Source organism: Limnobaculum xujianqingii, assembly GCF_013394855.1.
Taxonomy (GTDB): Bacteria; Pseudomonadota; Gammaproteobacteria; order Enterobacterales; family Enterobacteriaceae; genus Limnobaculum; species Limnobaculum xujianqingii.
In genome coordinates, this window is sequence record NZ_JABMLK010000001.1 from 1,307,610 (window position 1) to 1,324,116 (window position 16,507).

Below are 16,507 nucleotides of genomic sequence, written 5' to 3' on the forward strand. Positions count from 1 at the left end.
TCTTGTCCGTTTTTGGGAAACACCCCCACTGGCGTGGGGAAGACGTGGGAATCACTGTACAATCATGCTAACATCAAGAAACACCCCCACTGGCGTGGGGAAGACGCTTCACACCACAAACGAACCGGTAAATTTTTGGAAACACCCCCACTGGCGTGGGGAAGACCGCCGCCAGTGCCAACTTCGTGCCCGTCGCCCTGAAACACCCCCACTGGCGTGGGGAAGACCCGCTGAGGTCGAGGCTCCCACTGACCGTCAGAGAAACACCCCCACTGGCGTGGGGAAGACACCAATATATTGTAAAAGAACCACGTATGTCACCTCTATGTTGTGGTTAGAGTTGACTCAACGTTTCGAATACCAACTGCAAACCAGATATTTCTGTCTGTTGCTTTTTGGTGGCACCGATAATGCGAATGCTGTATCCCGGAGGTGTAGGTAGAGAGCGAAAGATAATAACGCCAGCATCTGGCGGACAGTACTCAACCAGATATTCGGTCACTTTAATCGCGACTGAATCCTTAAGACCAGAAACGAAAACATTTGGTTTGGGTTCAACAAACCAAAGTTTCATTCGTCCCCGAACTGCAGGAGGTAGATCATTCGCGATTACGACGAGCATCCTTTAATCCCATCAAAGTGGTTATGTCATTGGAAACTCTCGCCAACAGATCCATCTCAATAACTCGTTGACGAAACGAAGAAGAAACCTTTTGTTTGTTATAACTCCCCGCCATATCGCGAGTAAGACTAAATGCCAAATCAATACACAATGATTCTTTGTATAAATCTGCCATGTCATAAACAAACGGTAGTGGGCTTCCGGAATGAATAAACCCAATATGAGGAGAAAAGCCCATTGCGTGGATAGCAGAACAGAGAATACCGTACAAAGCTGAATTACAGGCAGTGAGCACCTGATTAGTCATATCGCTTAAGGTAAACTTACCGGGTGTAAAGTTACGGCCTTTCCAATTAATCCCGTATTCTTCCGCTTTTTGCTGATATAACGCACGAACCCGATACCCTTCCATGCCCATCATTTCTTTTAATGGTTTATCAGTTAAATCTGCATCAGAAAAACGCATTGCATACATCTTACGGGCAACATCAAGAGATAACTTATCGTTAGCGGCAAGTTGAATTTGCCGTTTCAAATTACGAGTATCAGCCGTCGGCAGAAACCCTGCTGCATAAAACAACAGGCTATCTTCTCCCACCCAACACACCGAACAATTGGCTGCCACAGTGGTTTTAATCGCATCGTGAGTTACTGAAGTTCCTGGCCCAAGCAACAGCGTATTCAGCGTAGCCACCGGTAACGGAACAACATTACCTTCTGAATCAACCCATTTCACGCTGCTATCATCAATTTCCAGTCGCCCACGTTCCAGATAGATAAAAGGGTACTTATCTTTCACTTGAGGTAATGAGTCTCGTGTTATTTTTACAAACAGCCGGGTTCCCTGAGCCACTGAGTTACTCCTGCCAATCCTGTAAAGTGACACGTCGATCCCGATACTGTTTCTGAGTACCAAAGCATAGGGGAACATCATTTAGCGTAATAACCTCTCCCTCATACTCACCTTGTAATACTCTAAAACTGAACAGACGTTGTTTTTCTGTGGCTAACGCTACCGCTTTTTCTCCTGCAACCTGCGCACTCTCAAACGTTCCCTGATAAATTATCTCTGTGGGTGCACAGCATTTGCGCCCCAAATAAAGATCCCAAACCGGAGCTATCAGATGCTGCACAATATTGGCACAATGACGTTCCGGTACCTGTAACAACACTGCAAAAACCATGTCCTGCACGTAATAGCGGTAAGTGAGTTTTGTTCCTCCTCCGACCGCTTTTTTACCTTCGCTGGTTTTCGGAATAAGTAACGATTGCCACGGATCGCTATCATCATAGCCACTCCCCACCATCTGAAAATCCATCAACAGGGGTTGGCGAACCGCACGATCTTCTTTACTATTTTTTCGTCCAAAAGCAACAATCTGCATATCGCCCTCAGACAATTCAGATAGCAATTCCCTCTGTTCACCACCCGCCCCGAGTGCACAGCAGATCAAACCCAGTACACCGGATTTGGTTGGAAAGGTTAAGGTATCACGTCGACCAAATTTAGAATCGTTACCCCATGCCTGGAGCGGTGCCTCCAACCAGAGCAACAAATAAGGTGCTGTCATAATTCACCTCATCCCAGTTCTGGTTGTAGAACTTGTGTTGTCATTTCTACTCGTTGATCGGTGAGTGTATTTGTCAGTTTATTGATAAGATCGTCAATGCTGAAATTATCATCCTCACCCCAGTCAAAACTGGTAATTTTGCCAAACAGTGAACCAGAAAGTTTTTCTTTTTTATCTAACCAACTTTTCATTGCAACAATACTTGGTTGCAGGTAGCTGCCATTTTCCGCTTTAACTGCTGATTCAAAAGGAACCTGTAAACGTTGCCCTTTACGAACGAATACGCGTGCAAAATCCCAAGGGCTGGCACCCGACATGGTGGTCTGACGGGCACTGGGTACAGCCAGAAATAGCGCCTGAGTAAAAGCCTTCACTGCAATTTGTAATTCTTTCGTACTGAGTGTCTGTGCCAGTTGCCCGATATCCAGACTGATATAACGATAATAGGTTGCGGCATTAAACTCTAAACTACCCATATGCGCAGAGCGTTGTGTTTGCTCAAGATCATCTAGTGCAGTAAAAAACTCCACTTCATTACTGACTTTATGGGTAGAAATGGCATGCGAAAATGAGGCAGCAGCCTCGACGTTTAACTCTGCCGTTTTTGCCACCATACGGCCAAATAGAGCAATATCCAACGCATCAAGTGCGGGTGTAATTGCTTTTTTAGCGACTTTAGCCAGTTCTTTCTCTTTAATCTTCTCTACATCAAAAGCCTGTTCTTTAGCATATTCAGCTAAACAGCGAGCTTCATCTGCGCTGATAAATAACAGTGTGTCATCACTCAGATAAGCTGCTATTTTCTCACTACAGGCTAACGCCATTTCTTCATTAGCACCCATCTTACGGCAGGCTTCTGCAATAAATTCCGCCACTTTTTTGGTGCGAGTACCCAGCTTAACGCCCAACTCTGACAATGCCAAACGCACCTGTCGTTTCCAACATTGTGAACTCACTCGCGCACGAGTAACCCCGCCCACTAAGGCCGTTTTGGGGGCACCAACGTCATCACGGTTCAGACAGGTCACCGGAAACGATTGTAAAATATGGTATTCAATACGAATGCTATTCAAACAGTTGCTCATGATCATTCCTTAATTATTCAAAAATAGCGTCTATATGTGGGGAGATTTGCAATAAGCCACAGCCAAAGGTGCGTCCACGTCCAATGCCACGAGAAAAGCTATGGCTAAACTTAACCAGGTCGGTCACCTGCAAAATACCCTGTAGATGAGCCTGCGCCAGCGTCACTGGGTTTTGCTGTTTATCACTAAAGTTCAGCACATTTATTTGGTTAACCTGCAAAGCATGAGGAATGACATGAAATCCCCAGCTAAGCGGTGCCCGTTCACTAAACCACTGCGCCACTGCTTCACGTCCACGTACCGCTATTAATTTATGGGATTTAGCATCGCGCCGCGTGGGGTTAACAATAACCTGAAATCGGTAATGAGAATGGTTTAGAAAACCCATTGGTAGCGGTTTAGTTTCTACAGCTCCATAACCTTCTGGCGTTTTCGTTGCAGGTGGGCGATCTGAAAGCAGCAAAATTTGGCGATGCAAGCTGTTACCCCCTTTATCGGCATAGACAATACCGCTGGCGGTACTGGCTTGCTTTTGCCGATCGGTTCGAATATCAGTAAACAGGCTATAAACCACCCTATGCAGGGAATAGGCATCAGTAACGCGCAGCCCACGAATTGCCTGACGATCAAGTTGCAACACGCTGGCAAAAAGAGAAGGATTCATTTCACCTCCGCTTGATCTAAAGCTATGCCACCGTAGAACTCCTGCGCCCACTGAGTCTTAATCTTCTGAGTATCCCAATGAAACTTCAATAATTGTTGTAATAAGCGGCTGTAATCCAGAGACTGACCCGCTTTGCTGCTAATCATAGTTAACAGAGGTCGTAAAATTCGACATAGTTCTTGAGTACTATCACAGGCCAGTACGCGACGCAGTTTCGCTTTTGCCTGATTACTTTCGTTGCCATCGTCATAACAGGCTGCGATTGCTCTTCCTAAGCTAAGCGAACCATTTTGACCAATCTGTGCTTTTGCAACGGCAGCAGCTACCGTGGTATAGGGCAACCGCTGGTTTTCCCATTCCAAATTAATATTAAATGCAGCTAAAAGCTCCCAGCACTGGTATTCAGTTGCGGGGTTATCCGCTCGCCGCAGGCGGGCAGCAAAGCCTTTATTATCATTACAACGTTGTAAAATGTAACTGATGAATTGGCTGGCTTGATCTTGCCGCACCGCTTTATCGGCAACTGAATCAGATACGATCATTGAACCTCCTGTTGAAGATATTTGTTCAGGCATGGGCGATGTTTTGCCCAAGCATCAATTTGTCGGGCGGTTTCGTTTGGGCAGTACTGGTTATAGGCTTGCTGAGCATAATCAATAAAACATCGACGCAGAGGTAAAGTTTGAGTAGGATCTCGACTGCCACAGGCAACCACTAAGGCAGAAAAATTGTGCTCACAGAGTTGCCAAAATAGACCTGTGGTTTGAGCCGCGAAATTACTTCCGTCCATATTTTGTGACTTAAAATAACCGCTACAAGCACCGTATAGTGATTTAGCCATGCTCTCTAAATTACTAACCTGTCGTTTTAATTCAGCAAACCAATCAGCTCCCATCTGGCTGCTGATTAGCCAAATTTCTGACTCCACCATATCATCACTACCAGAAACATATTGTTCACCTGCGTTACTACTAACCCGCATACCACCACTCCAAATAGCAAAAGTTGGCGTATGATGACGAGCACGAGGAACAGCCAATCTCAGTTGATAACATTCAGCGCCCCCTTTATCATGACCAATAAAACTCAGTAAAGACGTGAGCTGACGCCACGGGCGGCGATCGGTTTCTACCCATATCGCTTTGAACTCTTTACCACCAGTATTAACAGCAACAGTTGGATCCCACATCCCCTCTTTATAACCCAAATGGGATACTCCTTCGGAATAATGCAACCCAGCATCAGTCAACAGGCAAAAACGGGCGACAGGGATTAATCGCCCCATCAGGGTTTGCTTTAGCTTACCGGCTACGGCGCAATCCTCTCCCTCTGGCATTCGCTCCCACGGTGGCGTGCCTAATCCCCCTGAAAACATTGTCATACCAGCAACGTCCACTTGGGTTAACAGATTCAACCACAGGCTTTGTAATAAGTGTTCACCCAAACAGAAGCTATGCAATAACCCCATATGTGCAACTGACGGGCCAGGGCTACCGGTTTTAGGTTTACCTTTTTCGTTGCTTTTACCGTAATAACCTTCACTAAGTACTACGCTGTTATCCGTTTTCTTTCCACCCAAGGCAAAACTCATCAGAGTAACAATTAATAACGCTTTTTGAGCATCACTGAGCGATTTTTCCATCTGCCATTGGCTAAGCACGGTGGTATTACCTGTAGAGACTTCAGGTAATACTGCGCCATAGGGTTTAATTTCAGCCCAACAAATTGCCGGCATTTGCAGAAAAGGAAGATCGCCATATAGCCAAAATCGATCGTGCCACTGAGTTAAATAATTCAGACACCGTTCACTCATACCCTGCCAACCTATCTGCTGCCATGCATCGTCGTCATCTGGCGTAGCCGCTGCTTGCGCTATAGCTAACAGCAATTTCATTAAAGCAATTTTTTGTACTGGTGTTCCCCCTAATGCCCGATATTCTGGCTGGCTGAACAGCTGCCGAAGGCTGACATTACCTACATCTACCACCGGGATCCACGGTTCATCAACAAGGTTAAAATATTTTTCCATCAGGTAATTATCCCTTATGTTTTATAATGCGAAACCCTAAGTCGTCACGGTATTGCAAAACGCCGTCAGGATGTAACTGAGTCCCTTGCCAGCCAAAAAGATCGCCACAGTCATCCACCAGTGCAATTCGTAGTTTGGCTTTGTCATCATCACGATCTCCCACATATAGGCAGTGATCTAAACCAATGTGGATCAACCAACGACGCGGCAGTTTTTCTGGCACCGTATCTATCGGCACACGCACCATTTGTTCAGTGAGCTTGGCACTGATTTGTCGCCATGCCCTTTTTGATAGTTGATGGCTGTACTGTGGAATCAACACGGTTTCACCATTCATTAATGTCAGGCTGGTTGTTTGTTGTTGCGGCTGAGGGATAATTGCGCGTAGCAGTAATAGATCAATGGTTTCACGTTCGCTATAACGCGTTGCCACCTCTTCTGGCAAAGTGGAACCCGCCTGAGACAAAGTCAGATTAGCCAGTTGCCGTAACACTTTTCGGCCCTTACGTTGCCGGTCGCCTTCATCAAGCTGGTACAACCATTTATTCATTTCACTCTGTTCTTCTCGGATACAGTAGGTCGCTTCGATTAATGGACGAATGTCATCAGGCAACGTCACTTGTTGACGCTGATGCCAAACTTCTAAACTTCGGCATAATATATAGGGGGCATATACTGCCGAACTAGCACCAAACTGTTGCTGAGGCTGTTGAATCGCAACACTCAATTCAGGCGCAACAATCCATACTTCACAGCGAGCAGTAAAAGGGCGGGGGGTTGTGACATGACGCCATAGGCGCCCAAAACGCTGTAATAACATATCCGTCGGGCAAAAACGGGTTATCAAAAAATCGGCATCAATATCCAGCGATTGCTCCAACACCTGAGTGCCCACCAGAATTCTGCCCTGCTGCTGACGGGTCAGATGATCCTCTTTGCCAAACAATTTTACCCACTTCGCTTCGTTCATCTGACGGCCCTGAACATGATAGCGAGAGTGAAGCAAACCACAGGCAATACCCATCTCAGCCGCATTAGCCGCCAGATCCAAATAACGCTCTTGCGCATCAGCAACGGTATTTTCTATCCACAAGACTTGCTGCCCTTCCTCTGCCCGGCTTAGAGCCTCCTCAATTGCTTGAGAATCAGAAGAGAATTTAATCGCAATGGATTGTGGTTGGGGTGGCGATGCGGGGATTTCTGTTGCAATATTGGTAGTCGTCGGCACTGCCGTGATTAACGGATAGGCATCACTGTATAGCTCATGGTCAGGCAGTAGTTCAGATCTACGTGCTCGACTAAGGGTGGCGCTAAGAATAATGACGGTACAGTGCATATCTCGCAGTAGCTTGACCAACGCCTGCATAATGGTACCGGTGTAGATATCATAACTATGCACCTCGTCCAGAATGACTACTTTACCCGCCAGACCAAACGCCCGAACAAAACCATGTTTAACGTGCATCGCCGCCATCAGTGCCTGATCGAGTGTACCTACGGCAAACGGTGCCAGTAACCCGCGCTTTTTACATTCAAACCATGACCGCCCAAGATCGCCCTCTTCACCCAATATAGTTTGAGTTAACCATGCCTGTCCGTGTAGCAACAAAGCCTGACGCTGCGGACACGAATCGTCCAAAACGGTTTGTAAAAAGTGATTGAAACGATCGTAGATTTTATTCGAGGTCAGCTGTGTGGGCAGAGCAAAATAGATGCCTGAAGCCTGTCCGGTCTGCATCATCTGATAAGCAGCATACAACGCTGCTTCAGTTTTGCCTAGTCCCATAGGGGCTTCTAATACATAAACACCAGGACCAGAAATGGATTCAATAAATTGCTGTTGTATTTGACGCGCAGAGAAACCAAACACCTGTTGAAAACTGAGATCGTTCTTAAATTTAGATGTAATAAAACCAGCATCAGACAGTGTGATATCAATCAATGGCTCCCACGCTACTTCGGGATCGTCAAAATACTCACTGGAACCAATCCAGTCAGCCACAGAAGTTAACCCCGCAACTATTCTGGCCTGTGCTGGAGTTACTTTTTCTGGCCAATTACTCTGTAGATTAGTTTTTAGTGCGTTAAGCAAATGAACCCGTTCTTCTTGCCAGGGTTGCGCACCAAAAATTTCATCGCTAGCAGTGTATTGTGCAACTGTGGGACTGAATCCGTGATGTTGACCTGCAATTTCAGCTACCAGAGGTGCCAGATTTAAGGCTTTAAGCGTAACCTGGCTAACACCTGCATGACCTTTCCATTGCTCCTCATGCTGAGGATTGACGTACTGTAATGCCGGGTGAGAATTGGGCAAATAACTATCGGTGGCTCGAAATATTTTTTCTACGAACGTTGGCGACACTTTACCCACATCATGTGCGGCAGAAACCAGTTCACTACCTTCTGGAAACAAAACATCACGTAAAGCAACGGGATAATACGCCATTAGCTTCCTGGCAACATTTCCAACAATCAAACAATGAGTATATACATCACGACCAAGAATCGTTTTTCCATCAGGTGTTTTTCTGGTTTTAGCCGGACATCTGATATAAGGAATACTGATTATGGCATTGCTATTACGCGGGATCCTCATCAAATATCCTTTTAATTATCAAGACGTCAAATCTTGTAAAGGATATTCGGTTTGTGATGAAGTAAACTGTTAAATTCATCACACAATTAACAAAACAAAAACACGCTTTATTATAAAAAAAACACCGTTGTTAAACGGTGTTTTAAATTCAATTGGATACAACCAGAAGATTTATTGGTTATACCACCATCGGTGCCAGCATAAAGCCAAAGGCGACACCTGCAACAATACCACCCAGCCCCGGCAGCATAAATGGGTGGTTTAGTACATATTTGCCGACCCGGGTTGTACCGGTAGTATCAAACTCCATTGCTGCCAGTGAAGTTGGATATGTCGGTAATACGAATACCCCGGTAACCGCCACATAAGATGCAAGAATAGCCCAGGTGGGAACACCCAATGCCACCGCCAGTGGAATAATCAGTGGCGTGGTCGCCCCTTGAGAATAAAGCAATGCACAGGTACCAAAGAGTACTAATGCCAACAACATTGGATATTGAGCCAACACATCACCAGCAATCTCCTTGATTTGTACCATATGGGCATCCACGAAGGTGGTTCCCAACGTAACAATACCGAGAATAACCGCTACCGAGCTCATGCCTGCTCTAAAGGTCGGTGCCAAAACAATCGAAGTGGTTGAGGTTTTACAAAAGACTACCATCAGACAGGCAGCGCTCATCATACAGATGATAATAATGTCTCTTGTTCCCATCGGTTTACCGATATCGAACCCCGGACGCAGTTGTGGGAACGCCGCCAGAATAACAATAGCTATCGTTGCCAGCAGGAACAGACCAACGGACAGTTTTGCGCCCTTGGTATCTTCCCCTTTCTTCTCTTCGTATTTACGTACCAGCCCTTGCTGCAGGCGTTCCAGATAAACTTCATCGTCTTCCAGTTCACAGCCCTGACGAGAAGCAATAAAAGCCGCCACCATTGCTGCCACAAATGATGCGGGTAAACATACCGCCATTACCTGAATAAAAGTAATACCGTTACCTTCCATAATGGTCAGCATTGCCGCCATTGCCGCACTGATTGGTGAACCGGAAATCGCTATCTGAGAAGCCACCACAGAACCGGCTAACGTTCTGGAAGGACGAATACCGGACTCTTTCGCTACCTCGGCAATAACCGGTAAAGTTGAGAAAACAATAAATCCTGTCCCTGCCATAATGGTCATGGTCCAGGTAATTATTGGAGCGATAATATTGATATATTTAGGATTGCGTCGCATAAATGCCCCGGCAACCCGAACTAAATAATCCATACCGCCTGCGGCCTGCAGTGCAGAAGCGGCCACTACCACGGTCATAATAATCAGAATAACGTCAACCGGTGGTGAACCGATCGATAATCCAAAACCTAAGGTTAATATGGCTAATCCCAGGCCTCCACACAGCCCAATACCAATTCCACCCATGCGAATACCAAAAAATATCGCACCTAATACCACAATAATTTCTAACCAAACCATAACAGGCTCCAATAGACAATTACTTGCCATTGATAATTATAAATAATTCGATGTGTTATTATTTTGTCGACATTATTTACCAGGCCGACAATATGATTAATTAATCAGTTATTATTAAATTAATAAGTTATTTTTACCCACACGATTTTCGTACCATTTAATTCCGGCACGCACTAACGACCCTGTTGAATCAATATATTTATTTGGATTATTTCTTACTTCATCTGCGAGTATTACCGGCACTTCTGTACAACCAAGAACAATTATCTCAGCTCCTTGATTAAATAACTGTTCTGCTTGTTCTTTCATTAAATATTCGGCTAATTGATTATCTCCTGACTTTAAAGCATAAATACTTTCCATCACTTTAGTTTGGCTGTTTTCATCTGGCCTGATACATTCAAAACCCAGTTCTTCAATACTTTTTTGATATAACCCCATATACAAAGTCGCATTAGTTGCCAGCAACCCTACCTTTCTTTTACCTGAGGCAATAACTTCTTTCATGGTGGTTTCAACGATACTTAGCATATCCACATGACAAGCATCTTTTAACTCAGAAAACCAGTAATGTGCTGTATTACAAGGAATAACAATGCATTCAGCCCCTGCATCCTCCAGCTTTTTCAAATAATCCTGCATTACCGGAAGGGGTGATTTTCCATGGTGCATTAATGCTTCGGTTCGATCCGGAATATCAGGAATAGAAGAGATAATTAATGGAATATGCTCCTGATCGTTATGCGCTGCCGTATAAGTAACAAACTTATTAAATAAATCTACAGTGGCAGCAGGACCCATTCCACCTAATACACCAATTAAACCTTTCACAATGAACACCCCTTAATAACTTTAATTAATTACTACGAGTAATCATGACTAAATCAGTTATTACTCATAATATTTAACGTTATTAACTGTTATTTATCTTTTATGCTGATGACTAATATTTCATTAGCCTGGAATTTGATAAACAATATTTATCAGGTGTATTCAGATAAGAGAAATGCAAGTATGTATGGCATGATGCAAAATCTGCATCAAGAAGCATCACAATTTGGTTTTTTGCTATGGCGCACATTAGCGATTAATGCCAGTATAAGTACATAAAACCCCATAGCATCAGAAGCGATGCATATCATTACAATATCGAGCCTGATGTTAAAAACGAAGGGGCTATGCAAAATACAAATAACCATGGGTGATTTTAAGATTGATAACAAAGCCTGAGGAAGCAGTTTTATACCTTAAAATAGTCAATCGGAGGGAGGGGCTTCCGTGGGGGTCGACCTGGCGTAAGCCAACGACAAACAGGCTTTGCCTGTTTGAACAGCGCTAGCGCTGGCCCGAAGGGTGAAACACCATTAGGTGTTTCATAACTGCCCGTAGGAAGACCAGGCCCGACGCACTCTGTAGCTAAGTAGTGACGGTTTACCGACCGGGAACAATGTAAATTAGAGCACAGTATATTTACGGTTGGAATATTCTTTGGTACCAATGTATTCGTTTTTAAACAATTTAAAATAACCAGTAATCAATAACGGAATAATGAACTGACAACGATATCTTGAATAAAAAAACATATTACTGATAACAATAACTGAATTTAATTAACAAAGAAAACACATTAATTATTAAAAAATAAATTATGTAGCAGGCGATAAAATGAAAAATATAGAGACAAAATGGTTGTATGACTTTTTAACCCTCGAAGCCTGTCGTCATTTTTCTCATGCCGCTGAACAACGGAACATTTCACAACCGGCTTTTAGTCGTCGGATAAAAGCGCTGGAATCCGCTATTGGTGTCGAGTTGTTTGATCGCACCACAACACCACTTCAGCTAACGGAAGAGGGAAAGCTATTTCATTCCCAAACCCGCAGTCTGCTTCAACAGTTAGAATGCAACCTTAGTGAGCTTTCCGGTCATAACTTGTTAAGTATTCCCAATATTAAAATTGCCGCTGCTCATTCTCTGTCTCTGACGCTACTACCCAAGCTGGTTCATTCTCTGTCAGATTACGGCGGTGAGTTTGTTTATCATGTTGAAGCCATCGATGTGGTTCAGGTGGTTAATACTTTGCGTGAGGGAAAAAGTGACTTTATTATTTCGTTCTACGATGAAGACCTGATGCAATCCCCATTTTGCTGCCTGAAAGTATTTGAATCCGAATTATATCCAGTTTGCGCCGCCGATTCGCAAGGCAAACCGCTGTTTGATATCTACCAGCCAGAAGTGCCGTTGTTAAACTACACCAGCGCTTCTTATATGGGGCGATTAGTCAATCGACGTCTGGGAGAAGTGGGTGCCATCGCACCACGCACGCTGTTTATGTCGTCTATGAGTGAACTGCTAAAACACATGGCGTTGGACGGCCACGGCATTGCCTGGTTGCCTATCTACTCTGTAGTAGATGAATTGAAAGAGAAAAAACTGGTATGTCTGGATACGCCTGAACTCACCGTCCCCATTCAGGCTTACATATATCGAATGGATACCCGCCTGAACAAAACCGCAGAATTATTCTGGAGTATTTTGAAAAACAATATGCCTAAGAATTTGGATAACGGATAAATCCCCGCTGCTCACATTTAACAGCGGGATATTATCTAATTTAGTGTGCCAGCGTCTCCGCCTGTTCCAACCACTCATAACTGCCAAAAACATTACGTTGGTTAAACCAGCGCGACAGCATATCCAGTGCCAGCGTCACACTCACATCCTGCTGAACTTTAACACTATGGTTGCGGGGCATATAACGAACTCGTTGAGCGTAGCTGCCATTTGGAGTGACTAATGCCAGTGACAAACACTCATCGTGGCGAGCTCCGATAGCAATACTAATATCCGCCTGTTGCTGTGTTGCCATCTGTTTTGCTTTTTCCAGTAACTGTTCAAGACTCAGCGCCTCCGTTGAGGGCCGAACTTCAGACTGAAGCACTGGAGCCTGAACTGAAAACAAATTCCAACTCAGCAGTCCGGCACTGAATTGCTCGTTCAGTGCAACCTTTAAGCCACGTTCCGTCAGCTGACGAGAGATAATAGCCGGTAACCCTTCAGTTCCCTCATACAACACGTTTTCCTCAATACCTTGCTTAACAATCTGCCAGTTTCTTAACATTTCCTGACGCTGGCTTTCTGGTCCGGTCAACTTCAGCTCAATAATGGGCATAGAAGAACGATAGCCCATTACGCAACCTTCCGGCAGAGTCAGAACATCAAATTGTTGAGCCAGACTGCTCTCAGTGCGGCCAAAACTGGTTAAACGCAAACAGAGTGGTGATGGTGGCAAACTATAGCGCTGACGTAAACGCGGTAAGATCTGATCGTTAACCATGACTTTAAATTCTGACGGTACCCCGGGGGTGAAAAACATCAAACAATCATTAATCGTCAGCGCAAAACCACAGGCGGTTCCGACTGGATTATCAACCAGTTCTGCACTTTCAGGAATCATCGCCTGTTTACGGTTAGTATCGGACATCACCCTACCCCGGGCGGCAAAATAACTTTCCATATAGGCAATCCATTCCGGATGCTCAATCAAAGATTCACCGGCGGCGGTAGCCGCAGCCAGCGCACTCAAGTCATCACTGGTTGGCCCCAACCCTCCGTTAACTATCAGCACGTCAGCATACAAACTGCGCTCCAGTAAAACATCGACCAGACTATCGAGATTATCACCCACCGTTGTTCGCGTACTGAGCGGCAGCCCCTGTTGAAAGAAACAGTCAGCCAGCCAGGCGGCATTAGTATCCACGATCTGCCCATGAAGAACTTCGTCTCCCGTACTTAACATTTCTACCACTAACATCCGATGACTCCCGCTTATGGTTATTCTTTGTATTTTCTGCAAATAATATTGGCTATGTTACGCCTGATGAACCCGCTTATCAGCTAAAAATAGCATAGTGGGATTGTTGCGGCGAATACCATGATAAAATCAGCACTCTGGGTAAATTTAAACCAAAGCGATTGATTTATGTAAAGATAAAATTACACCTCGTATCAATAGTTTGACACCCACATTCATCTCACATACCCTACCTTCGTCTTCCGGTCATCGTCTGTTTTTGATGGCTGTGTAATAAGAAAGTGCCAGCCAATTGGCACTTATCTAACCGATTAACATAACTAAAAGAAATCGAGGTCCGTGTGAGGAATCGCACTCTGGGTAGTATATTTATCGTTGCCGGTACCACTATCGGCGCAGGAATGTTAGCCATGCCTCTGGCGGCGGCAGGCGTCGGTTTTGGCGTCACCTTTGCTATGTTGGTTATCTTATGGATGATGATGTGTTACACCGCGTTGCTGCTGGTAGAAGTTTATCAGCACAGCCATTTTGATGATGGTCTTGGCACGCTGGCTAAACGCTATCTCGGAGCCAAAGGTCATCTTCTTACCGGTTTCGCCATGTTGTTTTTGATGTATGCCTTAGTTGCTGCCTATATCAGTGGTGGTGGTGAACTGCTGTTTGTTAGCCTGAAAGATTCTATGGGACTGGATCTTCCTCCGGTTTCTGGCCCTCTACTGTTCGCTATTATTGGTGGTGGAGTTGTCTGTATTGGTACCCACTCTGTTGATTTAATTAACCGAATTCTGTTTAGCGCAAAAATTGTGTTTCTGGTGATCATGCTATCCCTGATGATTCCACACGTTCAGGCGGTTAACCTGACCACATTGCCGCTGGAACAAGGCCTTGCGATTTCGGCGATTCCGTTAATTTTCACCTCTTTTGGCTTCCACGGCAGTATCCCCAGCATTGTTAAATATATGAATGGTGATGTGGCTAAACTGCGCAAAATCTTTATTATCGGCAGCGCCATTCCGCTGATTGCCTATATTTTATGGCAGTTAGCAACGCTGGGCGCTATCAGCTCCAGTACCTTTGTGGGCATCATCGCCGCCGAATCCGGCTTAAATGGATTACTGCAAGCCGTTAAAGAAGTGGTAAACACCCCAAGCGTTGAGATATCGGTACGTCTGTTCTCTGCTCTGGCGCTGGCGACGTCCTTCCTGGGTGTTGCTCTTGGGCTGTTTGATTATCTGGCAGATCTGTTTAAACGTGCCAACAATACATCTGGTCGCCTGCAAACCGGGCTGATTACTTTCCTGCCGCCTCTGATGTTTGCCCTGTTCTATCAAAAAGGCTTCATTATGGCGCTGGGTTATGCGGCTATTGCTCTCTCTATTCTGGCGCTGTTGTTACCGGCTATGTTGGTTATGCAATCCCGTAAACAGAATCAAGGCGGCTACCGTGTTCCCGGCGGTTCGTTAGGTCTGTTTCTTGCTCTGGCTTTTGGCTTTGCTATTATTCTGATTCAGTTTGGTATTGTGTTTGGCTGGTTACCGCAAACGTAATATCAGCACTGATTAATTTATTGAAAATGGGTTATCGGTTAATACTGATGGCCCATTTTTATATCTTATGATAACTAAACAGTAGATAGGCTAACCGGCCTGTAGGCAGCTAATCCTGTAATCGCATATCCAACAGTGGGTTCAGGATATTTATAATTTCAACCGTCCCCACAATATGGGGCCCCTCCTGAAAAGTAATTATCTTGCCTGGCCACAGGCAGTGAGGATAGCTGGAAGGCGACATAAAAGTGATAGTCCCGAGAATCTCTGTATCAGGCATAGCAAGCGCTGGCTCGATATATTCATGTTTTCCGCAGGTCAGATAGTCATCCTTGATTAAATGATCTGGTCGATAGCCACTATAGGCTGGTACTTTCCTTGTTCCATTAAATCTGAAAATTACTTCAGCATCCGGTCCATGATCCTGTAAGCCCACAATAAAGCCTCCTCAATAACATCAATTTACCTGACACCGGTTTTCTTACCCGCTAAAACCGGTGTAAACAGGATAACAATGCCATTCTATTGCTTATTGGTAAAATCAGAATTTTTATTTTTAAACACACATAGGAAATAAAACAACAAACAGTGATTACTGCTTCATTTTATCTATTATTTGGGACACTCATCTCAAAGAGACCGGTAAAAATAACATCAGGAAAATATTTGAAATGAAAACATTTGCTCTGACAGCTTTAATTAACATAATTTTGATTTTAAACAAATAAATACCTAACCACCCTCTTACCAAATCAATACAGCAATGGTTTAATCATAGCGGCTTGGCTCCCTGATGATGCCAATCGTTGCCAGGAACTTACAGAAGATAATTTTTAGTTTTCGGCATCTATAAAAACAAACGTTCACAACACATTAAACCATCCATTTTAAACGCCATTGGCGAGAAATTGCCCGTACAGCAAGGCCAGCTGCACATTTGTCGATATCTTTATGACACCAGCTAAGTTCACTACTTTTATATATTGGCTACACTGATAACCATAATAGGTAGTATCAATTAGCTATATTGGGCTCATAACCTTACTAATAGTACTAGTAACAGTGATAGAACCAAGAAGTGGTGTTTTTAGCTCTGTGT

At 44.5% G+C, this 16,507-nt stretch carries 14 protein-coding genes and 1 CRISPR repeat array (1 of these 15 running past the window's edge); of the genes, 2 read left to right on the top strand and 12 right to left on the bottom strand.

The window, feature by feature from the left end:
- A CRISPR array of direct repeats spans positions 1-288; the repeat unit is 28 nt; unit sequence GAAACACCCCCACTGGCGTGGGGAAGAC (it extends 228 nt beyond the left edge of the window).
- Between the two features lie 46 nt (positions 289-334).
- The 10 genes from cas2e to cuyB form a co-directional block, all read right to left on the bottom strand.
- Entirely contained in the window at positions 335-574 is a 240-nt protein-coding gene (cas2e, locus tag GOL65_RS05985; RefSeq protein WP_235893736.1) for a type I-E CRISPR-associated endoribonuclease Cas2e, read from the bottom strand.
- Positions 575-599: 25 nt separating this feature from the next.
- Positions 600-1,475 (bottom strand): type I-E CRISPR-associated endonuclease Cas1e, encoded by an 876-nt coding sequence (gene cas1e / locus GOL65_RS05990; RefSeq protein WP_140919299.1) that lies wholly within the window; start codon positions 1,473-1,475, stop codon positions 600-602.
- 4 nt (positions 1,476-1,479) lie between these two features.
- Complete coding sequence (gene cas5e / locus GOL65_RS05995) at positions 1,480-2,193, bottom strand: type I-E CRISPR-associated protein Cas5/CasD (RefSeq protein WP_140919300.1); 714 nt, start codon at positions 2,191-2,193, stop codon at positions 1,480-1,482.
- An 8-nt stretch (positions 2,194-2,201) separates the two neighbouring features.
- Positions 2,202-3,278: a type I-E CRISPR-associated protein Cas7/Cse4/CasC gene (gene cas7e, locus GOL65_RS06000; protein ID WP_140919301.1), complete on the bottom strand. Its 1,077-nt coding sequence runs from the start codon at positions 3,276-3,278 to the stop codon at positions 2,202-2,204.
- Positions 3,279-3,291: 13 nt separating this feature from the next.
- Positions 3,292-3,942, bottom strand: coding sequence for a type I-E CRISPR-associated protein Cas6/Cse3/CasE (cas6e, locus tag GOL65_RS06005; RefSeq protein WP_140919302.1), 651 nt, complete (start codon positions 3,940-3,942; stop codon positions 3,292-3,294).
- Positions 3,939-4,484, bottom strand: coding sequence for a type I-E CRISPR-associated protein Cse2/CasB (gene casB, locus GOL65_RS06010; protein ID WP_140919303.1), 546 nt, complete (start codon positions 4,482-4,484; stop codon positions 3,939-3,941). The genes cas6e and casB overlap by 4 nt, the downstream gene beginning before the upstream one ends.
- Positions 4,481-5,971: a type I-E CRISPR-associated protein Cse1/CasA gene (casA, locus tag GOL65_RS06015; protein ID WP_140919304.1), complete on the bottom strand. Its 1,491-nt coding sequence runs from the start codon at positions 5,969-5,971 to the stop codon at positions 4,481-4,483. Before casA ends, casB begins: the two co-directional genes overlap by 4 nt.
- Positions 5,972-5,978: 7 nt before the next feature.
- The gene (gene cas3, locus GOL65_RS06020) at positions 5,979-8,567 is read right to left on the bottom strand and encodes a CRISPR-associated helicase Cas3' (protein ID WP_140919305.1); all 2,589 of its coding nucleotides are present in this window, start codon (positions 8,565-8,567) and stop codon (positions 5,979-5,981) included.
- 178 nt (positions 8,568-8,745) lie between these two features.
- Positions 8,746-10,047, bottom strand: coding sequence for an anaerobic C4-dicarboxylate transporter (locus GOL65_RS06025; RefSeq protein ID WP_140919306.1), 1,302 nt, complete (start codon positions 10,045-10,047; stop codon positions 8,746-8,748).
- Between the two features lie 114 nt (positions 10,048-10,161).
- Positions 10,162-10,878, bottom strand: a complete 717-nt coding sequence (gene cuyB, locus GOL65_RS06030; protein ID WP_140919307.1) for a cysteate racemase — start codon at positions 10,876-10,878, stop codon at positions 10,162-10,164.
- Positions 10,879-11,712: 834 nt separating this feature from the next.
- Between cuyB and hypT the strand changes: the two genes are divergently transcribed.
- Entirely contained in the window at positions 11,713-12,621 is a 909-nt protein-coding gene (gene hypT, locus GOL65_RS06035; protein ID WP_140919308.1) for a hypochlorite stress DNA-binding transcriptional regulator HypT, read from the top strand.
- Between the two features lie 40 nt (positions 12,622-12,661).
- Here hypT and GOL65_RS06040 read toward each other — a convergent pair whose 3' ends face one another.
- Positions 12,662-13,861, bottom strand: a complete 1,200-nt coding sequence (locus tag GOL65_RS06040) for a nicotinamide mononucleotide deamidase-related protein YfaY (protein ID WP_140919309.1) — start codon at positions 13,859-13,861, stop codon at positions 12,662-12,664.
- A 341-nt stretch (positions 13,862-14,202) separates the two neighbouring features.
- Between GOL65_RS06040 and tyrP the strand changes: the two genes are divergently transcribed.
- The gene (tyrP, locus tag GOL65_RS06045; RefSeq protein ID WP_140919310.1) at positions 14,203-15,408 is read left to right on the top strand and encodes a tyrosine transporter TyrP; all 1,206 of its coding nucleotides are present in this window, start codon (positions 14,203-14,205) and stop codon (positions 15,406-15,408) included.
- 109 nt (positions 15,409-15,517) lie between these two features.
- On the opposite strand, the gene GOL65_RS06050 is transcribed toward tyrP, so the two are convergent.
- Positions 15,518-15,844: a hypothetical protein gene (locus GOL65_RS06050; protein WP_140919311.1), complete on the bottom strand. Its 327-nt coding sequence runs from the start codon at positions 15,842-15,844 to the stop codon at positions 15,518-15,520.
- Positions 15,845-16,507 lie beyond the last annotated feature (663 nt).